This window comes from Okeania sp., assembly GCF_035285525.1.
Taxonomy (GTDB): domain Bacteria; phylum Cyanobacteriota; class Cyanobacteriia; order Cyanobacteriales; family Microcoleaceae; genus Trichodesmium.
The window spans coordinates 1-24,618 of record NZ_JAYKGW010000123.1; the positions used below are offsets into that span (position 1 = coordinate 1).

Genomic DNA, 24,618 nt, shown 5'->3' on the forward strand with positions numbered 1-24,618 from the left:
AGGGCGGGTTTAGATAAATCTGAGATTAAACAGAGAAATTTCTGCTCAAACCCGCCCCTACATAATTATTAATTATCCATTGAAACAGTAGGGGCGGGTTTCACAATACCGCTAACGGTTTTCACAGACAGTGAGCTACCCAAACCTGCCCCCTTAACGTTGGGTCAGCCAAGCCCGCCCCCACATTTACCCGCCCCTACCATGTTTTGATATTTTAGACAAGAGGGCGGGTTTAGATAAATCTGAGATTAAACAGAGAAATTTCTGCTCAAACCCCTACCATATTTTGATATTTTAGACAAGAGGGCGGATTTAGATAAATCTGAGATTAAACAGAGAAATTTCTGCTCAAACCGGCCCCTACATAATTAGGAATTATCCATTACTGTTGAGCTTCCTGTTGTTGATACAGACAGAAATAACGTCCCTTAACCGCCATTAATTCATCATGAGTTCCTTGCTCCACCACAGAACCCTTATCCATCATAATGATAGTATTAGCATTCTTCACTGTAGTTAAACGGTGAGTAATAAAAAACACGGTTTCACCTTGGAAAGCCTCTGCCAAATTCTCACAAACTTGACGCTCTGAACTATAATCTAAAGCGCTAGTTGCCTCATCTAGAATCAACAATTTGGGATTTTGTAAAACCGTCCGAGCGATCGCAATTCTTTGCCTTTGTCCCCCAGATAAGGAAGCCCCCCTCTCACCGACCATAGTATTGTAACCATTAGGCAAGTTCATAATAAACTCATGGGCAACAGCCACCTTAGCAGCTCGGATAATTTCATCAGTAGTTGCATCTGGATTTGTTAAAGCAATATTTTCTTGAACAGTTCCGTTAAACAGGAGAGTATCCTGCAAAACGACCCCAATTTGCCGACGCAAAGAATATAGCTCTACTTTCTGTATATCATATCCATCAACAAAAATTCGACCGGAAAGTGGTGGATATAAACGTTGCAATAATTTCATTAATGTACTTTTTCCGGAACCACTCAAACCCACTATTCCCACAAAATAACCAGCCGGAAAATCCAAGTTTACATTAGTTAATTGTAGAGGTCCGCTTTGAGTAAACCGGAAACAAAGTTCCTCAAACTTGACACCCCCAGTAATAGGTGGCATATCAATATTATTCCGGTCATCCTCATCTACTTCTGCATCAGTATCCAAAACATCTCTTAAACGTTCAATAGACATTCCCACTTCTTGGAAACTTTGCCAAACACTAACAAACCGGAGCAACGAACCGGTTACATTACCGGCAATAATTCGGAAAGCAATTAATCCCCCTACCGATAAGTCACCATTGATTGCCAAATAAGCACCAACCCATAAAAGAGCTAATCCTGAAATTTTATTTAAAAATGAACTAATAGAACTAGAAACAGTTTGAGTGAGAACAGTATTAAAACTAGCCGTCATAAATCTCGCATAACGAGCAGACCATTCCCAACGAGACTTTAGTTCTAAATTTTGTGCTTTAACAGTTTGCACACCATTCAAAACCTCGACCAAATAGGACTGAGAATCGGCATAACGCTCTGCCTTTTTCCTTAATAACCTCCTCACAATGGGAGAATTAACCAAAATAATCCCAGCAAAAAAAGGAACGCCACCCAAAGCGACCGCAGTCATTAATGGATTCAGAGTCAACATCACAGCAATATAAATCACGGAGAAAACCGCATCCAAAACCACCGTTAGAGCGGTACCCGTGAGAAAATTTCTAATATTAGCCAACTCCCCAATCCTACCTGTCAAATCCCCCACCCGGCGATTATCAAAATAATTAAGAGGCAAACGGAGTAAATGGTCAATCACCTCAGAACTCAGTTTCACATCAATGCGATTAGTAGTATCCACAAATAAGAAAGTTCTCAGACCACTCAACAAAGCTTCAAACAAGGCTGCCAACAACATCAATGCACCCAGAACATCCATCGCGTCAATATTACGCTGCCCCATAACCTTGTCGATAACAATCATCGTCATCAGGGGGTTCACCAAACCAAATATCTGTACGAAAAATGACGATATCAATACCTCAATAAACACGGTGCGATGTTCCATCAAGGAAGGAACAAACCACCAAAAACTAAACTGTTCCTTCTGCTCACTTTTTGGAGCTTGGAGCAACAGAACTTGTCCAGACTCCCCCCAAACTTCCTGGAACTGTCCTGGTTTCAGACGAGTCAATCCAAACTCAGGACTACCAACCACGATTTCCTTTTCTGTAATGCTGTAAAGTATCGCAAAACTCTCTTGCCATTGAACTAAAATAGGTGCTTTCAGTCTGGGTACTGCTGCTGCTGGAACCTGTGCTAGTTGACCTGTCAAACCCATCATTTGAGCGATCGCTCCACAAGCTTGTAATGATATTCTACCGGCCGTCCGCATTTGATTATCCAGGACTCGACGAATTACATCCCGGCGAAATCTGAGACCAAAATGTTTAGCCAGCATTTGAAAGCAAGCCAAAGGAATCGCCACTTCTCCTTTGGCACGGAAGATAGGATATTTTTTTGAAGAAGTATCTTGAAGAACAGTAGTCTCTGGTGGACGTGGTGGTGCTTGAGGTACTATAGAAATATCCAGAGGTGCTAGTTGACTCTTTTCTGGCTCATTTGCCTCTGTTTCAACTACCTCTTCCTCGATTTCTGGTTCAGGGAACCCCAGGAGTCTTACACCGTTTTCCCCCTCTATTTTTATAGATTTGTTTGCCTTATCCAAAACTACCTGACTACCAGGAGCAAAGTCTCCTACTATTCCACTACTAACTAGCCAAGTTTTTTCTCCCTCAAGTATGGATGCCAGTTCCTTGGTTCTTTTTTCTCCTTTGGGTAGATTGACTATTACAGCATTCTCTAGTACGCTTTTTGTCAATTCTTTCAGATTACCTTTGACTTCAGCCCTTCTGGCAAATTCTTGACTAAGCAGGTCAAATACCTCAGTTATTGCCGGACGTTCCAGAAATACTTTTCCAAACTCCCGTTCTGCTGCCACTATTGCCAAGAAGTCCGCTGCTGGTAAAGTAATGGCTATTAAGTCTGTAGAAGCGATCGCCGTTTCACAAGGAATCCCTCGTAGCAACCCAGCCCAACCGAGAACTTCTCCCGGTTTGGCTAGTTGTAAGCTAATATGACGTTGCGATCGCTGGTCATAACCCAAGACTCGCGCCTGGCCTTGATAGATTATTACTACCTGGACTGGCATTTTGTCTTTTTCAAATAGTGGTTGGCCTGTTCGGTAGCCTAGAAGTTGACACTTTCCCACCAACTTCGCCTTCAGAGCATTTTCTGAAAGTTTGTTAAATGGTGGTTGGTCTGTCAGAAATTCTTGTACTTGCGCTCTTGATATTGTTGAAGAAGTAGCCATCTTTTCGTTTTTTTAAGGAACAGGGAACAGGGAACAGGGAATAGGGAACAGTTATCAGCTATTAGAAGCAAACTGGATGTTCGCACCATTGCCATTGCCAAAGGCTTGACATTCACAGTTACTTATGCTATTGTAACCGATTATGTTTTTATTGCCTATTACCTACTCCCTCTTTTACATCTGAACGCAATGGTTTAAGAGGTCCATTTTTTCCAATTTGTTCTCGTACCCAAGTTTCAAATAATTCATCTATTAGATGTCGCCGCATTGACTCATCAAGCTGTGCTGGCATAAACTTTTCTAATTTAATAATTACCGTCCATTCCGTTAATGGACGTGGCGTCCAGATTTGACCAGGTTGACTTACTGATAAAATTTTACTGATAGAAGGATGTGGTTGACTTAGGGGAACCGGGCCTAACAATCCTCCAGTTCGTCCTTCTGGACCCTCTGAATATTGACGAGCAACTTCTGCAAAAGTTTGTTCTCCCTCCACTATCCGAAAGTATAGTTCGTGAGCTAGACTAGGGTTTTTAGTCCGAATTAGAGAATATACTACCTGGTCTAAACTACTTTTACGGGTGAGAAAATATCTTTCCACTTGATTGCTCCAAGTTTTTTGTTTAAATTTTTCTAGTAATATTGGCCTAGTTGCTATTTCTTCTAAATCTTTTTGAGTCATGTTTTGGCTCTTGAGCCATGCTTCCTTGGTTTCCGGGTTATTGAGTTGGTATTGTTGTTCTAGTCTTTCTAAGGCCGCAGTTGCTTCTTCTGTTGTGCAAGTTAAGTTAGCGATCGCTTGGTCGATTATTACTCCTCGCAAAAAATGAGGCATTAATTGATAACGTTGTAATAACGATGGGATATCTTGGGCTTGCAATAATTTATCACCGATTTGGAATAATCCTGTCATTTTGTCTCTCTCCAACTGACTTGCACTATCTTTTTTTAATTTAGTCTTTTGTTAAAGGTAGCCGCAAATAATTTAGTAATTATTTTTATTTGAACACCTCAATAATTTAGGTAAGCCATGAATTTTCAGGACTACCTACTTTAAAAAAGTTATTATTTTTATTCAGTATATATTTATATTATTCAGTTGATATTTATTAAGCATTTATTAAATAGTCAAAAGAACCTAGTTATCAGCAATCAAATGTTTGACTCACAGAGAAAGTTATCTGTAGACATTGGAAATAGAAGAAACAGATAGAAGAATATTTCCATACACATTATCTCGCCATCTATCTGTAGGTTGTCCCCTTAGCAAAATTAAAACTGCTTCAGAGAATAAATATATAAATTGTACATTTTTTTTGGATAGCCTACATAAATCTTATGAAGTTCTCAAGTTTTGGCTAGACAACCTTCTAAATCTGTTATTCTGAGTCAAACAATATAGATTGATTGTTACTCCATGATAAACATGATAGTTAAAATATTCAACCCTGTCGTTTGTGTCACCAGGACTTAAAACTTGTCGAATTGCTTCTATCTAGCCATTAAGACCAACAATTTACCATCAAAATAAGAAGACGCATTATTGTTTTTATTTGTTCCCATTATAGTTATGAACCAACCCTAAAATAGTAACATTTTTGATATAGCTAAAAGTATGCACTTAATCTATAGTTTTACCACCTTAAATAATTATTTTTTGGCTTTGCCCTTCATCTCTACCCTAATGTAATCCTTGAATTAAAAATAATTAAGTAAACTCCCAAATTCTTAATAATGTTTCCTGAGTATTGACTCCTTATATAACACTAAATAATTCATTATTTCCTTAAAAAAATTGTCAGTATTTCCTGCCGAATGCCCTCCCATTCAGCAACAATATCCAAAACTTCAGGAATTATTTTAAATTAAAATAGCCTTGAAAATATACCCTTATAGTAAGATTAAACTTACCTCAAATAATTAGGGCTAGCTGATTAAATACAAAAACATTGACCAATAAAAAAAATAGACCTTTTAGGCATTGAAAAAACGTAAACCTTATAAAAACTTATCTCAGACTCAAAAGTTAGCATTTTAGTCAATAATTAGGCATAAAAATCAACATACTATTATGAACAACCACCCCCTCTACAACCATTCTAACACTTGCTCTTGACCCTTAACCATTCCCTACTCCCTCGAAAAAATTATTAACTAAACTGTATTGACCGACAACTGAAATGACCCTAACAAAAACTGACCCTTCAGAAACATCTATTCATCAAGAACTACTAAGACTTATTCCCGCCGACGCCAAAGTAGTTTTAGAACTAGGCAGTAGTCAAAGTAAAATAGCATCTGAATACAAAAAAATTAACCCTCATTGTTATTACATTGGCATTGAATCCAATCCAGAAATTGCCAAAAGTTCCCTTGGAAAAGTAGATAAAATATTAGTAGGAAATATTGCAGAAAATATTTCCACCTTTAATATTTCTCCAAAAACCGTAGATTGTCTGATTTATAACTTAAAATTAACAGCGATCGCCAACCCCATTGAAACCTTAAAACACACTCAAACTTGGTTAAAAAAAGACGCTCAAGTATTAGCAATAATAGCAAACGTACAGCATTGGCGCAGAATTATCAACCTCCTAAAAAGTGACTGGGAAAACTCAGAAATAATTCGACATTCGTTTACATTAGAAAATATTAAATCATGTTTTGCCCAAGCAAACTTACAAATATATGAAATCCAAACTCGTGGAGAAAAAGGAGAAGAATTTGAAAAATTTCTTCAAATTACCAAACCCTTAATTAACAGTTTAGGATTAGACAGAAAAAAGTTTGCCACACAGACAAGAGCCGAATACTTTATTATCCGCGCTACCAACACACTCATTCCACCCCGGAGATTATTAATTCAAACAATAATTATGGACCCAAAAGTTTGTGGTACCATCAGAGTTTGGGAACCCGATAAACTTAGCGCCACCATACCAGGAGTCAGAACCATTTCCACAATTAAAACCGCCGATTTGAACGTAAGTTTACCTCAAGAAGAAAAAGTATTTATTTGGCAACGTACAATCTTAAAATATCCCTCCGACTTATATCAACTTAAGTCTTTACTGAAAAAAAACTATTTGATAGTAGCCGAAATTGACGATAACCCCTTACGTCGTCCTGAATATGCTCAGAATAATTATCTTAGTTATCGTGGCTGTCACTGTATTCAAACCTCCACAGAATCTCTAGCCAAACTTTTACAGCAATATAACCCTAACGTTGTAGTTTTTCAGAATCAACTAACCAAAATACCAACCCTATCTGAAAGCATATTTTCCCATAATAATAATTATCTTAGTATATTTTTTGGAGCCGTCAATAGAGAAGCAGACTGGCAAGAAATAATGCCAATAATTAATCAAACCTTATTAGAATATCAAGATAAAATTAGAATCAAAGTAATCCATGATAAACTATTCTTTGAAACCTTAAACACACCCAACAAAGAATATTATCCATATTGTAACTATCAGCAATATCTAGAAATTCTTAGTAGTTGCCACATCAGTTTATTACCCTTAAACGACAATCAAACTAATCAAATGAAATCAGACTTAAAATTTCTGGAATGTGCCGGACATGGAGTAGCAGTACTTGCCAGTCCCACAGTTTATCAAAAATCAATCATTGACGGTGAAACAGGATTAATCTATTATTCTTTATTAGACTTTCGCAGAAAAATTAGACAACTTATAATCAATAAAAACCTTAGAGAAAAAATAGCAACCAACGCCTATAATTGGGTAAAAAACAATCGTTTACTTTCTCAACATTATCGTCAACGTCGAGATTGGTACCTACAAATGATAGATGAATTACCACGTTTAAATCAAGAATTAAAAAATCGTGTTCCAGAACTGTTTTATTAAAAAAGAAACAAAAATGAAAAAAGAAAAAAAAGACTTAAAAAAATTATAGACATAGCCTACTCCCTCCTCCTTATTTCCAAGAAGAAACTATAGTCATTTCCGACTAGACAGAGACAAAAGTTTCTAGCAAAAAAAAGTTTCATTATTATTTAAAATAACCATAACTTTGCACCACCATTTAACCCTTAAAATTACACAAAAAACACTAGCCGATATCATATTATTTTCAGCCATAACGCAAATCCTTACTAAATAAAATTTATTCCCTCCTAACACCCGACTCGTGAATTACATACCCGTTATTACAAAATACACCAAACCCTTTATACTTTTTAAAGAATAAAAATAATGAAAGAATAGATATTTTTTGTCTATTACCTACCTCTTAAAACCATAAATATTATGTACCTCATAACTTCGGAAACTGCTATAGTATACTAAAACAAATAATAGTAGAAGCAAATCTATCCATTATTAATTATTAATTATCCAATGCGAATATTATTTACAATTCCTCATTTTTTTAATCCTGAAGGTAGCGGACAACATGGTTCCTTACGAAAAGACCCACAAACACGCAGAATATCTCTTACTACCTCTTTAACCGCATTAAAAGCCTTATACAGTAAATCTCAATACATCATTAATATTAACAATCTCCAAGCCATTCCTGCCAATCAAAACCATGGAAACGATGTCGATATTATTGTTTGTACAACTCAAAGTTTTCACCTATTACCTCAGATTCCATTAACATCAGACTTTTTAATGCACCACAACACCAAAGTCGAACCCATGTTATTAGGATTTGAATGTCAAGCCGTACTAAAATCTTGTCTAGGAAAATATGATTATTATTGTTATTTAGAAGACGACTTAATACTCCATGACCCTTGGTTTTTTACAAAATTACAATGGTTTAATCATCATACAGGAAATGATAATTTGCTACAACCTAATCGTTATGAACTTTCACCCTTAGGAACCGTACCAAAAGCTTATATAGATGGAAACTTAAAACCAGAAATAACAGCTAAATTTCAAAACATTCGAGAAAAATTTCAGCTAAAAGGGAAAGTTATGGAGAAAGTTATTGCCTTTCATAGAACCCTTAATCCTCATTCTGGTTGTTATTTTTTGAATGCTGAACAGATGACAGAATGGGCTAGTAAACCTTATTTTTTGGATAGAGATACAAGTTTTATTGGTCCTTTAGAAAGTGCTGCAACTTTGGGAGTTATGAAAACTTTTAAAATTTATAAACCTGCTATTGATGATGCTAGTTTCTTGGAAATTCAACATTTTGGTACTACTTTTTTGAGTTTAATTGGTAATCAAATATCAGTATTAGAAAGACAAGTTCAGGGTCAAGAAAAAACTCAGACTCAAGCTAAAATTTAGGTTAAAGAAAAAGTAAAAACAGAAGCTAACTATGGTAATTTCAGTTATCAATTATATATATGTATCTGCTAAATTTTCCAGTTTTGCTAAATAGGTAAATAGAGAAATTTTCCTTTCTCCAAACAACCTAAACTTTGGCGACATCTATATATATGTATCTGCTAAATTTTCCAGTTTTGCTAAATAGGTAAATAGAGAACTTTTCCTTTCTCCAACCAACCTAAACTTTGGCGACATCTATATATATGTATCTGTTAAATTTTCCAGTTTGCTAAATAGGTAAATAGAGAAATTTTCCTTTCTCCAACCAACCTAAACTTTACCGACATCTATATATATGTATCTGCTAAATTTTCCAGTTTGCTAAATAGGTAAATGTGGAGTTTTCCTTTCTCCAACCAACTTCTATTTTGCCGAAATAATATTATAGATATGACAGGCAAATTATAAATGTTGGGTTTCGTACCTCAACCCAACCTACATTTTTTCCTGATAACTAATAACTGAAATGACTATTCCCTTAGAACTTGACTATTCCACTAAAGTCAGGGATAATGCCTAAACCCTTATTAGAAATTTACTATATTAAGGCTCAAGTAAAAAAAAGCTTATATTATAACAGATAAATGACCAAAACAGACGACAAAACAATTGTCAAAGATTATTTTAACTCCACTGGTTTTGATAGATGGCGCAGAATTTATGGAGATGGCCAAGTAAATAAAGTCCAATTAGATATTAGAAAAGGACATCAGCAAACTGTTGAGACTGTTCTCAGTTGGCTAAAAGCAGATGATAATTTAAGAGGACTATCAATATGTGATGCTGGTTGTGGAGTTGGTAGTTTGAGTATTCCCCTAGCTCAAGCTGGAGCCGTAATCTATGGTAGTGATATTTCAGAAAAAATGGTATCTGAGGCATATCAACGTGCTAAATCTAGTTTAATTAATACGAATAATATTAATTTTGTGGCTCAAGATTTAGAAAGTTTAAGCGGTAAATATCATACAGTTATTTGTTTAGATGTTTTAATTCATTATCCTCAAGACCAAGTTGGAGCGATGATTAATCATTTAATATCTTTAGCAGAGTCAAGATTAATTATTAGTTTTGCACCAAAAACTTTGGCTTTAAGTATATTGAAAAAAATAGGAGAATTATTTCCTGGTCCTAGCAAAACTACTCGTGCTTATCAACATCGGGAAGCGGATATTATCAAAATTATTGAAAGTAATGGTTTTTGTATCCAAAGAGAAGCAATGACTAGCACCAGTTTTTATTATTCTCGTTTATTAGAAGCAGTCCGTAAATAATTAATAATTAATAATTAATAGCTGATTTGTAAACTTTGCCAAAAGTCTTATATAATATCGCTTTTAGTAATTATTAAGTTTACTAGACAAAACTCCTAAAAGCTAAGTATAGGAAGTAATTCATGGCTTTAATATTTACTTTATAAATCAGCTATAATAATTAATAACTATACAACACAAAGTTATAGGAATAATTATTAATAGCTAAGTTTTTTAGCTATCTAAAGGTGAGAAATATTCGGAAATTTACAGTGCGGTAAGCCTTTCCTAATAATGCTTTCAGTATACTATTCAATTCTAGATTAGACATATATTAGAAATTAAAAATATAATCAATTATTATCTATAAATAATCAATTACTTCCCTCTTTTTTCATCTTTTTTGGAGATGTCTAATTTTCTATTCTGAACTAAGGAGTACAAAATTAATGACTAAAATTTTTATAATAATAGCATCTATGCTCGGCGGTTTATCTGTAGTAGCAAGTTCTTTTGCAGCTCATGCTTTAAAAGAAAAACTAACTGAATATTCCTTGGATATTTTTCAGACAGGCGCTCGTCTACAAATGTATCATGCTTTAGCATTATTAATGATAGCTTTGTTATTAACAATAGAAGAATTACCCCAATCTTTAATGGTAATTTCTGGATATGCCTTTATTGCCGGAATAGCAATTTTTTCTGGTAGTTTATATGCCCTAAGTTTAACCGGAATAAAATGGTTAGGAGCCATTACCCCCATAGGTGGAGTAGCATTTATTATCGGATGGAGTTGTCTGGCGATCGCTGGTTGGAAATTAAAATTATAAAAAACTGATACTTTTAACTATTTCTATCAAAATATAGCATTTCTCATAAAAATGAGATATAATTACCATTTTTTGATCTCTTCCCTGCCCCCCATTCCGTCTTTTATAGATATCAATATCTCCAAAAAGAAAAAAACAGATAATCAATTATTATCTATAAATCATCAATTACTCCCTTCTTTTCCTTGTTCCCCCTTATCTCTTTCAGTAATCTTTTAGTTAACAATGGAAAATTAAACCATTTCAAGCTATAATTTGACAAACCAAAGCTGTACAAATCAGGGTATCTGGCTTCTGTGAGTTACTGCCTTAATCCCAATTGCCCCAACCCCTCTGACCCATTAAATGCTGGTAGAGGCACCTGTTGCCAATGTAGTTCTCAATTGTTACTACAAAATCGGTATCGTATTATCCGACCTCTTGGGGGAGGAGGTTTTGGTCAAACTTATCTGGTAGAAGATCAAGGGATACAAAAAGTTCTTAAAGTATTACTAAAAAATCATCCGAAAGCTATCTCTCTGTTTAAACAGGAAGCACAGGTACTTATTAATTTACGAAATCCTGGTATTCCCAAAGTAGAAGATGATGGTTACTTCATATATACCGCAGCAGATAGTGACGAACCTCTACACTGCCTGGTTATGGAGTTTATTGATGGCTTAAATTTGATGGAATGGATGAAGAGTCGTCGTCATCGGCCAATAACTCAAACTCAAGCAGTAGATTGGCTGGTACAATTATCGGAAATATTGGACAAAGTTCATGCACAAAATTATTTCCATAGAGATATTAAGCCTCACAACATCATGCGCAGGCCAAATGGTCAATTGGTGTTGATAGATTTTGGTACTGTCAGAGAAGTATCTAATACCTACTTGGTAAAAGCAGCTCAAGGCCAAAATATCACAGGTATTGTTTCACCAGGATACACTGCTCCAGAACAAACTAATGGTAAGGCTGTACCTCAATCAGATTTTTTTGCTTTAGGACGTACTTTTGTCTATTTATTAACAGGTAAACCCCCAACAGGTTTTCCAGAAAATCCTCGTTCTGGAAAATTACAATGGCAGAAAAATGCTCCCCACATATCAACAGAATTTAAAGATGTCATAGATTATTTAATGGCACCTTTTCCTGGTAATAGACCTCAAAATCCCACAATGATTTTGCAGTGTCTGATAGAAATAGAAGAAAAAGAAGATAGTAGTTCAGGAACAGATGGTCAAACTTCTCCTACTCTTCAACAACAGCGTTTAAAGAGAGAAAATACAAAAGGATCAACAGCAAAAAATCAAAGTAGGCATAAAGTTAAAACCACAGTAAAAACCAAAAGCATTACCAGAATACCTAATAGGAAGTTCAGAATTAAGTTGATAAATAACTTAATAGTAGGTCTGACAATGTTATTATTGGCAGGGGCAACTTCTCAGTTTTATGGCTTTTGGCGCTACGGACTTTTCCCTACTAATCCGATTTTTTTATTGCAAGGTTTGAAGAGTAGTCTATTTTTAGAAAAAACTTTAAGTGGTTATTTCCAAGAGGTCAATGCGATCGCTCTCACACGAGATGGTCAAACTTTAGCCGGTGGTAGTTTCAACACTATTAAAATTTGGAACCTCCAGACAGGGGAACTAGAAAGAAATATTCAAAATGCTCATCAAGATAAAATAACTGCTCTGAGTATAAGTCCTAATGGTCAAAAATTGGTAAGTGGTAGTGCAGACAAAACAATCAAAATCTGGAATTTGACAAATGGTAAACTCTTAAAAGATATTAAAGATGATACCAGTCAAGTTAAGGCGATCACTATTAGTCCTGATGGCCAGACAATAGCAAGTGTGGGTAGCGATAAATTAATGAAGTTGTGGAACATCGAAACAGGTAGTCAAATAGATAAAACTAGACCAGATCAGAAGCATGAAGTAAATGCTTTAGCTTTTAGCCAAGATGGGCAAACTTTAGCTACTGGTGCTAATAACGGTACAATTAGATTGTGGACAAGTACCCTGGCTCCCATACTAACTTTAAAAGGACATAATCAGGCAGTTAATGCGATCACTATTAGTCCAGATAATAAGACTTTAGTTAGTGGTAGTGAAGATGGAACTATTAAAATATTGGACTTAAATACAAGAGATGGTGAAATTGTAGCAGATACAAGTCCAATAAAATCTCTGGTTTTCAGTGCTGATAGTCGAACAATAGTTAGTGGTGGCGAACAAATTGCTTTTTGGGATTCAATCACCGAACAAAAATTACAAACATTTTTTGGTCATTCAGCACAAGTAACTTCTCTTGCGATTACTCCTGATGGCAAAACTTTAGTTAGTGGTAGTCTAGATAGAACTATTAAAGTTTGGCGAATACCTTAATATAGTTATCAGTTATCCGTTATCCGTTATCAGCTTTTACGGTTCTCGAAAAATCAGTTATTAGTTATAGCGCTTTTCACTCTTGATGAACTGCATTGCCATAATCAAAACCTTGTAGGGACGTTTCGCTGCGCGACATGGAAAGCGGAGCATTCCGGAACGGAAAACGCATTTTTGTTATGCAACGTCCCTACAAGGGTGAATGGTATTCGCCCCTACTCCTGTATACTAAATCCTCTTAATTTACTATCATATCAAATCCGGTAGCATCGGTATAATTAAAGGCTGTAGGGGTTTGGTCTCCAAACCCTCTAATCTCAATAGGACTTACGCAAATACACTATATATAGCGTATGACAAATAGAACGATCACTCTATTAATAGAGAGCGATCGCCTCAAGACAATTACCATTAAAAAAATGGCCAAAAACACTGCTTGGCTTCTTAGCCAATCACCCTGAATCTTATGGTGGGATTCTTTAGCTCTTCGATCAGATAATCTGAGAGTAATTCATGCTTAACTTGGTAAATAGTTTTTCCTATTTTCACTGCCAATCTTTTTAAGAAATTCCAGACTAACATAGCACAGGCTATGTGATTTTTTTTAATGTCCCTGAGACGACCCTATCCAAAATTCGCTTGCGTGTTAATTGCTTAATTTCTCTGTGAAATTCTTCTATTTTCACTTCACAGTTTGAGATTCAAATTCTACAGCATCTACTGAAGATTGACCTAAGTCATTAGTGACAATATATTCTGTTCTGTTGGTAGAAATAGTTGCCCAGAATAGCTTAACTTTTTTATCTCTCGGAAAACCTTTAATTTTAATTATTTTACCTGATATTTTTTCTGACTCATTCCAACTTAATTCTCCTATGTTTTTGTATTTTTCACTCGCGACCAGTATCATCTACTAAACGATTTATTTTTAAAGGACAGTAATAAATTTTTCCTAAGTTATCTATTCACTCCATTAACCTTTGTGCTGCATACCAACTATCCATTAACACAGTCTTCAATGGTAATTTTTTCTTATTTACCACATTTAATATCATTTCTTCAACATGATCTATTTTAGTTTTGTTATCAGTATCTGGGTCATAAAGCGCGATAATCAATAAGCCAAAACTGTTCAATTTTTGGATGTAAATATATACAATTTACTATGCCTATACCACGAATTACTTTATGCTCATTTCCACTATACTATCCCCGGACTAACTGAATTTTATTACCATATTCCTTGTTGATAACTGTATCATCAAATATTAAATCGTCTTCTGTATTAGGCACAATTTCTTTTTGAACATTTCTCCATAAATTTTGAGAATCAAAGTTTTCGATTCTCAAATAACGATTTATCGTATCATGGCTAATATTTTCTAGGTGATTTGCGCTCGTTTGTAATAGTATAATTTGTATAAGAATTAAGTAAATATTGGTATGGCATCAATATAGTTAAAATTCATATTGTTAGCTCAAATCAACAATAATATTATTCTATAATAAGGGCGAGTATTTTGGCAAAATTTATTGACAATTAGCTTATATAGCTAAAATTAATTATATTACCATATATTTGTATTAGTTTTTATCATTTTGTTGCTCAGGCGATCGCTCTATTTGTCATAAGCTATATATAGTGTCTTTGCGTAAGTCCTGATCAAATCCGGTTGAATACTCCTTATATAGTTGTGGGAGATGGGGAGATTGAAGTGTAGATAAAATTATGAACATATACACTTGTAACCGGATTCTATATAACAGCTAGGACTTTTTGCCAATACCGATGGTAGAACCTTATTCTCCAAAGCAAGCGGATTTAACGTCCCTATCGACTAAAGGAAGCAATCTCAAAAACCCCTGAGATTGCTTCCTTTCACTCCGTTTCAGTCCCTGCGGACTTGGGTAATGAATATAAAAAAAATTAGGGAAAAAAGAAACTATCTTCTTGCCCTAACTTTTACATTAAATCTTAGAACTTAATTTTCTAGGAAAAGGAAAGTTCTAGAATCTGAACTGAGTTCTCAAAGCACCAACCCAGATAGTATCATTATTATCATTGTGATCGGCATTAGTAATCACAAATAAACCAGGAGTAATAGCAATGTTGTCGTTCATTTGGAAACGATAAAATGCTTCGATGTGAAGAGAAGTATCATCATCATCATTAACACCATCACCACTGGTAACAAGTGGTGGTACACCAACAACAATACCACCTAAGCTACCTTCTTTGAATAGATCTGGGAAAGCTAGAGTGATAGCACCATTAATAATAGTAGCATCGTCACTGCCTTTAGCTTCCTTAGCAAAAGAAATACCATACCAACCACCGATTTGAAAGCCATCAGCAATCTTTAATTGGACTTCAAAGTTGAGGTTATCTGCATTTGTTGCAACTTGATCTCCACCGTTAAAAGGTCTTCTAGCATTTTTACTACCGGTACTTCCAGTTAAGTTTAAATCTCCATTCGGATGATAGCTACGAGCATAACCTATGTTAACAGCTAACCGATTAAAGTCAAACTGAAACTGACCAAATGCACTATAACTACCATTGAAAAGACCTGCATTATCGTTAGGGTTAGCTGCATCTCCTGCTGCATAACCAAGTGCTAAAGTAAATGCGTCACTGAATGCGTAACGGAAGTTAGCACCAGCATTAGAAGGAGCGCGGAAGAAAGTAGGGTTGAATCGTCCAAACCTTGACAGAGCGCCACCACCACTGCTAGAGAAAGGTGAGATAGGATCTGTGAAGTCGTCTAGACCATAACCTGTAGCTCCTAACTCTACTTCACCTTTACTTCCTACGGGGAAACGATAGGCTAACTTACCAAGAACAACATTACCACCTGTGTCGCCATCTGAACCCAGACGGCTCATTAATGTGTTAGTCAAGTCGCTATCGCTATAGTTAGGAATGTTATTAAAGTCTAAACGAGCTCTTAAACGGTCTTTTCCATAGAAGCTAGTCAGGAAGTCTAAACGAACCCTAGAAGCCAAAGTAGTCTGAGTATCATCATCATCTACAACTCCGTCTCCAAAGGTATCGCTCACCATCAACAATGTCTCACCTTGGAGTTTGGTGGTAGTAGAGAACTGATTAGCTTCTAATTCTGCTGTTCTTGCTTCTAGACCATCAACACGTCCGCGTAAAGCAGCTAATTCTGCAGCGAACTCTTCTTGTAGTCTTTGTAGAACTTCTAAATCTTCTTTAGTTACTAGCTCTCCAGTTCCAGCGATAATTTCTGTGATTCTGTCTAAACAAGCATTCATACCTGCAGCAAATTCGTAACGAGTCATTGCCCGATTACCCTTGTAAGTACCGTCTGGATAACCAGCAATACAACCATATCTTTCTACTAGGGATTGTAGAGCTTGGAAAGCCCAGTCTGTAGGTTGTACATCAGATAACTGATTTACTGATGTTACTTGGTCTAGGGAATCTGCGTCTCCCAATGGCATGGGACGAACTTCTTGAGCGATCGCGGAGCCTGCCATTAATAACGCTGCTGCTGTAAAAACACTAGGAGTGTGCTTGAGAGCGTTCCAGATAAGTTTTGTCATATTTTTACTAATCCTCACACCTATTTTTAATTAGCTAAGAGTTACTTAACTTTATTTTGGTTAGTATAACCTTTACCGACATACTTTTACGCCATACTGCCAAATCAGCTTTGGCTTTTTACTTTATAGTTCTGGTATGCCATCAGACTACAATCTGTTTTTGAGGAATAATTTTAGACTACATTTGATTTCTTTACTTTACAAAAGAAGACAAATTTTAGTCTTAAGTGTCTATTTTAGCTTCTAACTTGGCAACTGGCTTATTGCCAAAAGTAGTTTGACAAATCGACAGATTTAGATAATGGCTTAACGAGGGAGCATTGCTGTAATTTATTTTCCTGTCCATAAGGAAGACATGAAAATAAATTACCAACAACTCAGTCATTTTTCCTCAACCCTTGTTTATCACAGTTTAGTTAATTTGTCTAGACACCATTTGTTGTATTTTTTGATGATGAGTTTACCAGCTCACCTTATAATTTAGATTTTAGTTGATTAAGTTAGAGCTATATCCTTGAGGCAAATTTTACACCTAATTTAAAAATTTGCAACCTAATTATTTTCAGACTATTTTTTCACCAAACTGTAAGCATTCAGCTATTAGCACCTCAGGAGTCAGCAACTTTTAATAAATTAAGTAACCAAGTGCTATTTTAACTTTTACTTTTCAATAATATATCTGAGTTATCAAACCACATAATAGATATTATGGCCGAAAACTATAGATTGGGTCTCAAAGCTAATAAATGTTAACTGAGTTCCGACCCAGGAGGCTAGCTGACTGCTCTTGGCGCAGCATGACCCAGGAAATGCTTATATAGCAGTCGAAGCAAAGGGCGCGGACAGTTCAAAAGCTGAAAACTCAGACAACGCCAGATTCTTCCTTCTTTCTTCTTCCTTCTTTCTTCTGCTATACCAAACTAGCCAAATAAGGAATGAATATAGAAAAAGATATGAGAAAAAACTGGTAATTAAACTACAAAATAACTATATTTAGGACTTACGCAGAAACCGGGTTTATGAAGAAAATTTCGTGATTTGATCGACAAGATCGCGACAATAAACCCGGTTTCTTGGTTGCTTTGCCTAAGTCCCGTATATATTTCTAACCACCAGATTCTCCCCTCTTATCATTTATCAGTTTTTTTATTTTTCTTAAGTAATCGGTGTCGAATCTAAGCGACGAATAGATACGAGAGAAGGTTTCGGAGGAGCATTAACTTTTTTAGTTGGCCAGTTAGAACCCATAGGGACTGTCCGATTTTGCATAAAATCTTGACCATCTATGTATGTATGGTTTTCATGGCCAAGCCACGGGTTTCTGAGGCCATATCCCGGCGGATACCATTACTCTCTCCTGGAAGTTGAATAGCCACAAATAAAGTTTTCTGATCTTTAGTAAAAAACGGCCCACAAGTTTCGGTTTCGGCTGGTCCAATACCAAATAAATATGCTTGACCAGCATTAGGACCATAAGTAGGAATGTACCAGATGGAATTATGGCCAAATAAACGACAAAGTTCTTTCTGGTTCATTGGTTTCTTATCCTTACCCATTCGATTTTCAGGAACTGTTTTATTGTGTTTGCTGGTACTAATATCCGTCACCATCCAAAGATTGCCCTTGTCATCAAACTCCAGGTTGTCAGGATTAGAAAATCCGAGACCACCATTTGCTGGTTCTCCTCCTGTGGCAAACATCTTCCAGGTAAATGTCATAGCATCTGGGCGATCGCCATCCTCAACCAAACGCATAATCCAGCCATATTCATAAGCTTCACCATCTGAACCCTTAAATATGTGTTTGTCTGGACTACCATCAGACTTACCGGGATACCCAGAAGTAAAAGCAATAAATAGACTACCATCTTGAGCCACCTGAGTATCTTCGGGACGGGCAGTACAAGTAACACCAGCAGCATTACCAGCTAAATGGGCATCTATTAAAATAGCCCCTTGCTTTTCTTCGGGATTTCCTGTGTATAAATCCCCCAAAGTTTTATATTTCTGCTTAAAAGCTTCTATTTCTTCATCTTTTGTAGCTGGGAAACTACCACCATCAGGTCTTTGGGGCAAATTGACCATACCGTTAACATGGGCACTTGGTAAACCTGGATTAACAGGGGTGTCCTCTTTTAAAGGAATCCAACTACCCGTACCATCAGGATTAAATTTTGCACCATACATATAGTATTCCATTTGTCAAGAGTTGGGAATTAGATTTGTCTGTAGGGTCTTTGATAATATCTCGACTAACAAATTTGTAGACATGACCACTGTGGCGATCGCATCCAGAATAAAAAGCTAGAGGTTGGTTAGCTTCTGCTCTGATGCCGACTGCTTCGTGACGATAACGACCCAACTAAGTATGTTTACTACCATAGTCATCAGGATTAGCTGGCTCTACTTCTACTATCCAACCATATTTATTACCAGCTAAACCAAGGGTACTTCCTAAACCAGCTACTTTTTCGATAGAAGACTTATCTTGGGCAGGATCAAAAGAAGTACCATCAGCATAAACTGCTTCTATTACATAAGCTTGAAAATTTTCTGACGCGCTCAAGACTGTTCCCCAAGGTGTAGTACCACCTGCGCAGTTAGAAAAACTACCAATAATGCGATCGCCTAGTTGATCATTATAACCTTGACCTGTTTTCTGGAATACTGGGACTGCTGGTCTTGTTGATTTTAAATAACGTTCATCTTCTAATCCAGAAATACCAGTGATACGGCGGTCAAATTTTGAGTTTGTTCTTATCCATTTGCCATCAGGTTCGCGACGAATGGAAATCACACCTATTCCCATATCGCTCATTGCTTCTTTGGGAGGTGAAAAACAGATTAAAGCTGGTTCTCGACAGAAAAAAATTAATTTAATTAGTAGCATGAATTTGGAGTGGAAAGATTTGTACCTAGAAATAGTTGGAAATATAATTATTATGCTAGAGTACCAATTAATCCAGTTCATTTCCACCTTGTCATTGTGAATCGAGCATTAGCGTAATGAAGCAATTTTTTTCATCTCGTCATTGCCAATGGAGCGTCAGAGATTGCTTCGGGGGGTAAAAATGACTAAGCTCAGACTTTAGGCTGTTTCCCACCCCCCTCGCAATGACATTTTCCCAAAAGTCATTGTGAATCGAGCATTAGCGTAATGAAGCAATCTTTTTCATCTCGTCATTGCCAATGGAGGGTCAGAGATTGCTTCGGGGGGTAAAAATGACTAAGCTCAGACTTTAGGCTGTTTCCCACCCCACTCGCAATGACATTCTCTAAACAACTTTTAAACTATAAATTTTTTGTGATTCTAGGTTTTGCATCACTGTCGATAATTCGGTTATTTCCAAACTCTGACGTTCTAGTTTTACCTGTAAGGTAGTCATGGGATCGGAACCAGAAGCAATGAGAAATTCTAATTTGAATAAACCTTCCCATTGAGCTATCTGTGTTAATACTTTAGCGATCGCCTGCAAATAAGGATGATGTGATTCCTTGTACCATTCAGATGTAGTTAATGTTGCTTGTTCTAAACCAAAATTAACAATTAAAGGTGCTTGAGCAAAAACTGCTGTTGCTACTGGTCTAGTTTCTTCCTGCAACAGAAAATCAGAGCCTTTGATTTTGATTAAACTGCGCAATTTTTCCAAATATTCATAACGCTGTTGAACTGGAGATTTCCAAGTTTTCACCAATTCATCGGGAACCTTAGAATTATCTGCCAATTTTGCTGCTGTTTGAGTTTGATCCCAATTAATAGCAATTGTTACTAAATAACTGCGTAATAAAATATGACCTAATTTTTGAGCTTTAGTTGCCAAATAAGCAGAATTATAATCTGTGGTTTCAATTAACAAAGGAACCCGATCTATTACCTCAATGCCATAACCATTTAAACCCGCTATTTTCCGGGGATTATTAGTAATTAAACGAATTTTTTTCACACCCAAATCATGTAATATTTGCGCTCCCACACCATAGTTGCGTAAATCTGCTGGAAACCCTAATCTTTCATTTGCTTCCACAGTATCTAATCCCATATCCTGTAACGAATAAGCTTTCAGTTTATTAATCAGACCTATTCCTCTACCCTCCTGTCGCAAATAGACAACCACTCCCGCACTTGCATATTCTATCATTTTCATGGCTGCTTGCAGTTGCATTCGACAGTCACAACGAAGGGAACCAAAAGCATCTCCAGTCAAACATTCAGAGTGTACCCGCACCATTACATCTTTTTCGGGAAAATCTTCTGGGTTGCCTTTAACAATAGCTATATGTTCAGAATTATTTTGATTATTGCGGTAGGCATAAATTTGGAAATCACCAAATTGGGAAGGTAACTTGGCGACAGCTTCCCGGTACACAAAGCGATCATGTTTGAGGCGATAACTGATAATGTCGGCAATACTGATCAATTTCAGGTTATAGTTTCTGGCGTATTCCACTAATTCTGGTAATCTTGCCATCGAACCATCTGGGTTTTGAATTTCACAAATAACCCCCGCTGGATATAAACCTGCTAACCTGGCTAAGTCAACGGCAGCTTCTGTATGACCAGCTCGTTTCAATACTCCTCCTTCTCTAGCGCGAATGGGGAATACATGACCAGGGCGACGTAAATCTTCCGGTTTAGTGGTAGGGTTAATAACTGCTTGGATGGTACGCGCTCGGTCTTCTGCGGAAATACCTGTGGAAACTCCTAATTCTGGAGAAGCATCAATACTGACAGTGAAAGCAGTTTGGTTACTGTCAGTGTTTTTAGTCACCATCAATGGAATATCTAATTCGTCGAGGCGATCGCCTGTTAATGAGAGACAAATTAGACCTCTAGCTTCTACTGCCATAAAGTTAATCATGTCTGGAGTGGCAAATTGAGCGGCGCAAATGACATCTCCTTCGTTTTCTCGATGTTCGTCATCGACTACGACTATAGATTTACCTGCTTTAATGTCTGCTAGGGCAGCATCAATGGAGTCAAATTGAAATTCTTGGTTTTGTTGTTTATTCACAAGTATATTTTCCTGGTCTTGTATTTTTTTTGTAGTCAGGACTTACGCATAAGCCATATATATAGTGGTTGTAACTATTGTACAATAGTTTTTTGAATCTATATATAGTATTTTGCCGTAAGTTCTGATGCTCTCAAACAAGTAGTAATTTTGGGAGTTCCATTACCAGAATTAGTGATTCCGTACTTAGGGAGAAACCATAAATATAGTTGTTAAAACTCTTGTACAATAGTTTTTTGAATCTATACATAGTATTTTGCCGTAAGTTCTGTGATTTTCAGCCTTTCAAAGGGGGGTAGGGGAGATTCCCTTCCTCCAAAGTATAAGCATTCAGTCAGACATACAGCAGATTGCATTTTGGTGAGGTACACCCACAGGAGCTTTCCAACTCGCACTGAGAGGACTTAATTCTTAAATCTGTACTTCTTCAGGACTAAAGCCACGGGAACCCAGAAACCCGGTACGAGAGTAGATTCTTACTGCTGAAAACAAGGATTTCTCCTAGAAACCGGGTTTCTCCCGTGTAAGTCCTATTCTTATGCTTAGAATATGCTGCAACATTAAACATTCTGTTGATTCTCTCTTCCCTGTTTCCTCTCTCCACTAAGAAATTAATTTGGCACGACTAATTATGTTAGAATACTTCAAGTATTTTTGCAAAAATTTTTTCAGGGGATTATCTTGTCAACCAAAAAACTTAAACCAAAACATCCTTTTCTCCGCTTGCTTAAGTATGGAGGTCGTTATCAAACTCAAATTTGGCAAGCCATTATCTGTTCAATTTTAAATAAAATATTCGACCTCGCACCTCCAGTTTTAATCGGTGCAGCAGTAGATGTTGTTGTGGAAAAACAAAATTCTCTAATTGCTAAATGGGGAATCAAAGAAATTTTTCAACAACTTTTAGTTTTAACATTTCTCAGTTTAATTGTCTGGGGATTAGAATCAATTTTTCAATATGCTTATGAACGACTTTGGCGAAATTTAGCTCAGAATATTCAGCATGATTTACGGATAGAAACTTATGGTCATTTACAAGATTTAGAATTAGCCTATTTTGAAGAAAACAGTACAGGAAATTTAATGGCTATTTTGAATGATGATATTAATCAATTAGAAAGATTTTTAGATGTGGGAGCTAATGAAATAATTCAAGTTATAGTCACTGTCATAATTATTGGCAGTGCTTTTTTTATTTTAGCTCCTAGTGTGGCTTGGTGGGCAGTATTACCCATGCCATTTATTATTTTCGGTTCAATTTGGTTTCAAAAATTTCTGGCTCCTCGTTATGCTGAAGTTCGAGAAACAGTTAGTTTATTAAGTGGGCAATTATCTAATAATCTCTCAGGAATTACTACTATAAAAAGTTTCACCGCCGAAAATTATGAAGTAGGAAGAATTACTAAGGAAAGTAATGCTTATAAAGTTAGTAATAGAAGAGCGATCACTTTTTCTGCTGCTTTTGTACCTCTGATTAGGATTCTCATTTTTATTGGTTTTATCGCAACTTTATTTTTAGGAGGATTACAAGCAGTTGCTGATAAATTAGCTGTCGGTACTTATAGTGTGATGGTATTTTTAACTCAACGATTATTATGGCCTCTAACTCGTTTAGGACAAACTCTTGATTTATATCAAAGAAGTATGGCTTCTACGAATCGAGTGATGAATTTATTGGATACTTCAATTACTATTCATCCTGGAGATAAACTTTTAGTTTTTCAGTCAGTTAAGGGAGATTTAGAATTAGAAAATGTTACTTTTGCCTATCAGGAAGATTTTCCAGTCGTAGAAAATATTTCCCTAAAAATTCCTGCTGGAAAAACTATTGGAATTGTTGGTTCTACAGGTTCAGGAAAGAGTACAATTGTTAAATTATTACTGAGATTTTATGAAGTTCAATCTGGCAAAATAACTCTGGATGGAATAGAAATAAATCAAATTAATTTACAAGATTTACGCCGAGCAATAGGTTTAGTAAGTCAGGATGTATTTCTATTTCATGGAACAGTGGCAGAAAATATTAGTTATGGAACTTTTGATGCTAGTTTGTCAGAGATTATTGCAGCAGCTAAAATTGCGGAAGCCGATGATTTTATTAGTAAATTACCTCATGGTTATGATACTATCGTGGGGGAAAGAGGGCAGAAATTATCAGGGGGTCAAAGACAAAGAATTGCTCTTGCTAGAGCAGTGTTAAAAAATCCTCCTATTTTGATACTTGATGAAGCAACTTCAGCAGTGGATAATGAAACTGAAGCAGCTATTCAAAAATCTTTAGAAAAAATCACTAAAAATCGAACAACTATTGCTATTGCTCACCGTCTTTCAACTATCAGAAATGCTGATTGTATTTATGTAATGGAAAATGGAAAAATAGTAGAATCTGGTCTCCATGAAGAATTAATAGAACAATCAGGAATTTATGCTAATTTATGGCGAGTACAATCTGGTGTTAAGGAAGGAAAAAGGAAGAAGGAAGAAGGAAGAAGGAATGAAGAAGAAAGGAAGAAAAAAGAAATAACTATGGAGCTAGAAATTAAAGAGCAGAATCTAAATGAAGGAAGAAGGAATGAAGAAGTTAAAGAGCAGAATCCAGAAATTAAAGAGCAGAAGGCAGGAGTAAGAAGGCAGAAGGCAGGATTAAGAAGGCAGAAGGGAGAAGGTAAAGGGCAGAATGCAGCAGTAAGAAAGCGTAGGGCACAAGCAAGAAAGAAGAAGCAAGAAGGAAAAAGTGAAATATAAAAAAAAGGCGTTACTGAAGTAAGGTCTGAATAATTAATAATTAATAATTAATAATTAGGGTTTGCTGAAAAAGTATTTTAGTAGGGGGGAGGAGCCAGAATCAAGGAGTAATAAGAATTATAGAAGAGGTATGCTAA

Annotated in this window: 10 protein-coding genes and 3 pseudogenes; 6 read left to right on the forward strand and 7 right to left on the reverse strand. The window is 36.1% G+C overall.

Annotation, left to right across the window (positions count from 1 at the left end):
* Positions 1-382: 382 nt before the first annotated feature.
* Both VKJ25_RS11620 and VKJ25_RS11625 read right to left on the reverse strand, forming a co-directional pair.
* The gene (locus tag VKJ25_RS11620) at positions 383-3,382 is read right to left on the reverse strand and encodes a peptidase domain-containing ABC transporter (protein WP_324236795.1); all 3,000 of its coding nucleotides are present in this window, start codon (positions 3,380-3,382) and stop codon (positions 383-385) included.
* A gap of 148 nt (positions 3,383-3,530) precedes the next feature.
* On the reverse strand, positions 3,531-4,295 hold the full coding sequence (locus VKJ25_RS11625) for a peptidylprolyl isomerase (protein ID WP_324236796.1): 765 nt from the start codon (positions 4,293-4,295) through the stop codon (positions 3,531-3,533).
* Positions 4,296-5,562: 1,267 nt separating this feature from the next.
* Between VKJ25_RS11625 and VKJ25_RS11630 the strand changes: the two genes are divergently transcribed.
* The 5 genes from VKJ25_RS11630 (at position 5,563) to VKJ25_RS11650 (ending at position 13,155) form a co-directional block, all read left to right on the forward strand.
* Complete coding sequence (locus VKJ25_RS11630; RefSeq protein WP_324236797.1) at positions 5,563-7,260, forward strand: methyltransferase domain-containing protein; 1,698 nt, start codon at positions 5,563-5,565, stop codon at positions 7,258-7,260.
* 492 nt (positions 7,261-7,752) lie between these two features.
* Complete coding sequence (locus tag VKJ25_RS11635) at positions 7,753-8,661, forward strand: calcium-binding protein (RefSeq protein WP_324236798.1); 909 nt, start codon at positions 7,753-7,755, stop codon at positions 8,659-8,661.
* Between the two features lie 626 nt (positions 8,662-9,287).
* Positions 9,288-9,974, forward strand: a complete 687-nt coding sequence (bchM, locus tag VKJ25_RS11640) for a magnesium protoporphyrin IX methyltransferase (protein WP_324236799.1) — start codon at positions 9,288-9,290, stop codon at positions 9,972-9,974.
* Between the two features lie 428 nt (positions 9,975-10,402).
* A complete protein-coding gene (locus VKJ25_RS11645) occupies positions 10,403-10,783 on the forward strand; it encodes a DUF423 domain-containing protein (RefSeq protein ID WP_324236800.1) in 381 nt (126 codons plus the stop codon).
* A gap of 296 nt (positions 10,784-11,079) precedes the next feature.
* Positions 11,080-13,155 carry a protein kinase domain-containing protein gene (locus tag VKJ25_RS11650; protein ID WP_483143743.1) on the forward strand — a complete coding sequence of 692 codons (2,076 nt, stop codon included), beginning with the start codon at positions 11,080-11,082 and terminating at the stop codon, positions 13,153-13,155.
* Between the two features lie 444 nt (positions 13,156-13,599).
* On the opposite strand, the pseudogene VKJ25_RS11655 reads toward VKJ25_RS11650, so the two are convergent.
* The 5 genes and pseudogenes from VKJ25_RS11655 to ribBA form a co-directional block, all read right to left on the reverse strand.
* Positions 13,600-14,605, reverse strand: a pseudogene (locus VKJ25_RS11655) (IS701 family transposase).
* A 557-nt stretch (positions 14,606-15,162) separates the two neighbouring features.
* Entirely contained in the window at positions 15,163-16,725 is a 1,563-nt protein-coding gene (locus VKJ25_RS11660; RefSeq protein WP_324236802.1) for an iron uptake porin, read from the reverse strand.
* Positions 16,726-18,008: 1,283 nt separating this feature from the next.
* A complete protein-coding gene (locus tag VKJ25_RS11665; protein WP_324236803.1) occupies positions 18,009-18,923 on the reverse strand; it encodes a PhoX family protein in 915 nt (304 codons plus the stop codon).
* Positions 18,892-19,695 (reverse strand): annotated as a pseudogene (locus VKJ25_RS11675) (PhoX family protein). Before VKJ25_RS11675 ends, VKJ25_RS11665 begins: the two are co-directional and overlap by 32 nt.
* A 304-nt stretch (positions 19,696-19,999) precedes the next feature.
* Positions 20,000-21,736 (reverse strand): bifunctional 3,4-dihydroxy-2-butanone-4-phosphate synthase/GTP cyclohydrolase II, encoded by a 1,737-nt coding sequence (gene ribBA / locus VKJ25_RS11680; protein ID WP_324236806.1) that lies wholly within the window; start codon positions 21,734-21,736, stop codon positions 20,000-20,002.
* A 681-nt stretch (positions 21,737-22,417) separates the two neighbouring features.
* On the opposite strand from ribBA, the pseudogene VKJ25_RS11685 reads away from it, so the two are divergent.
* A pseudogene (locus VKJ25_RS11685) lies at positions 22,418-24,196 on the forward strand (ABC transporter ATP-binding protein); the annotation flags it as partial.
* Between the last annotated feature and the right edge of the window lie 422 nt (positions 24,197-24,618).

Coding starts and splice junctions, on each gene's coding strand:
- VKJ25_RS11620 (WP_324236795.1), bottom strand. CDS start 3,382: ATGGCTACTTCTTCAACAATATCAAGAGCGCAAGTACAAGAATTTCTG.
- VKJ25_RS11625 (WP_324236796.1), bottom strand. CDS start 4,295: ATGACAGGATTATTCCAAATCGGTGATAAATTATTGCAAGCCCAAGAT.
- VKJ25_RS11630 (WP_324236797.1), top strand. CDS start 5,563: ATGACCCTAACAAAAACTGACCCTTCAGAAACATCTATTCATCAAGAA.
- VKJ25_RS11635 (WP_324236798.1), top strand. CDS start 7,753: ATGCGAATATTATTTACAATTCCTCATTTTTTTAATCCTGAAGGTAGC.
- bchM (WP_324236799.1), top strand. CDS start 9,288: ATGACCAAAACAGACGACAAAACAATTGTCAAAGATTATTTTAACTCC.
- VKJ25_RS11645 (WP_324236800.1), top strand. CDS start 10,403: ATGACTAAAATTTTTATAATAATAGCATCTATGCTCGGCGGTTTATCT.
- VKJ25_RS11660 (WP_324236802.1), bottom strand. CDS start 16,725: ATGACAAAACTTATCTGGAACGCTCTCAAGCACACTCCTAGTGTTTTT.
- VKJ25_RS11665 (WP_324236803.1), bottom strand. CDS start 18,923: ATGGAATACTATATGTATGGTGCAAAATTTAATCCTGATGGTACGGGT.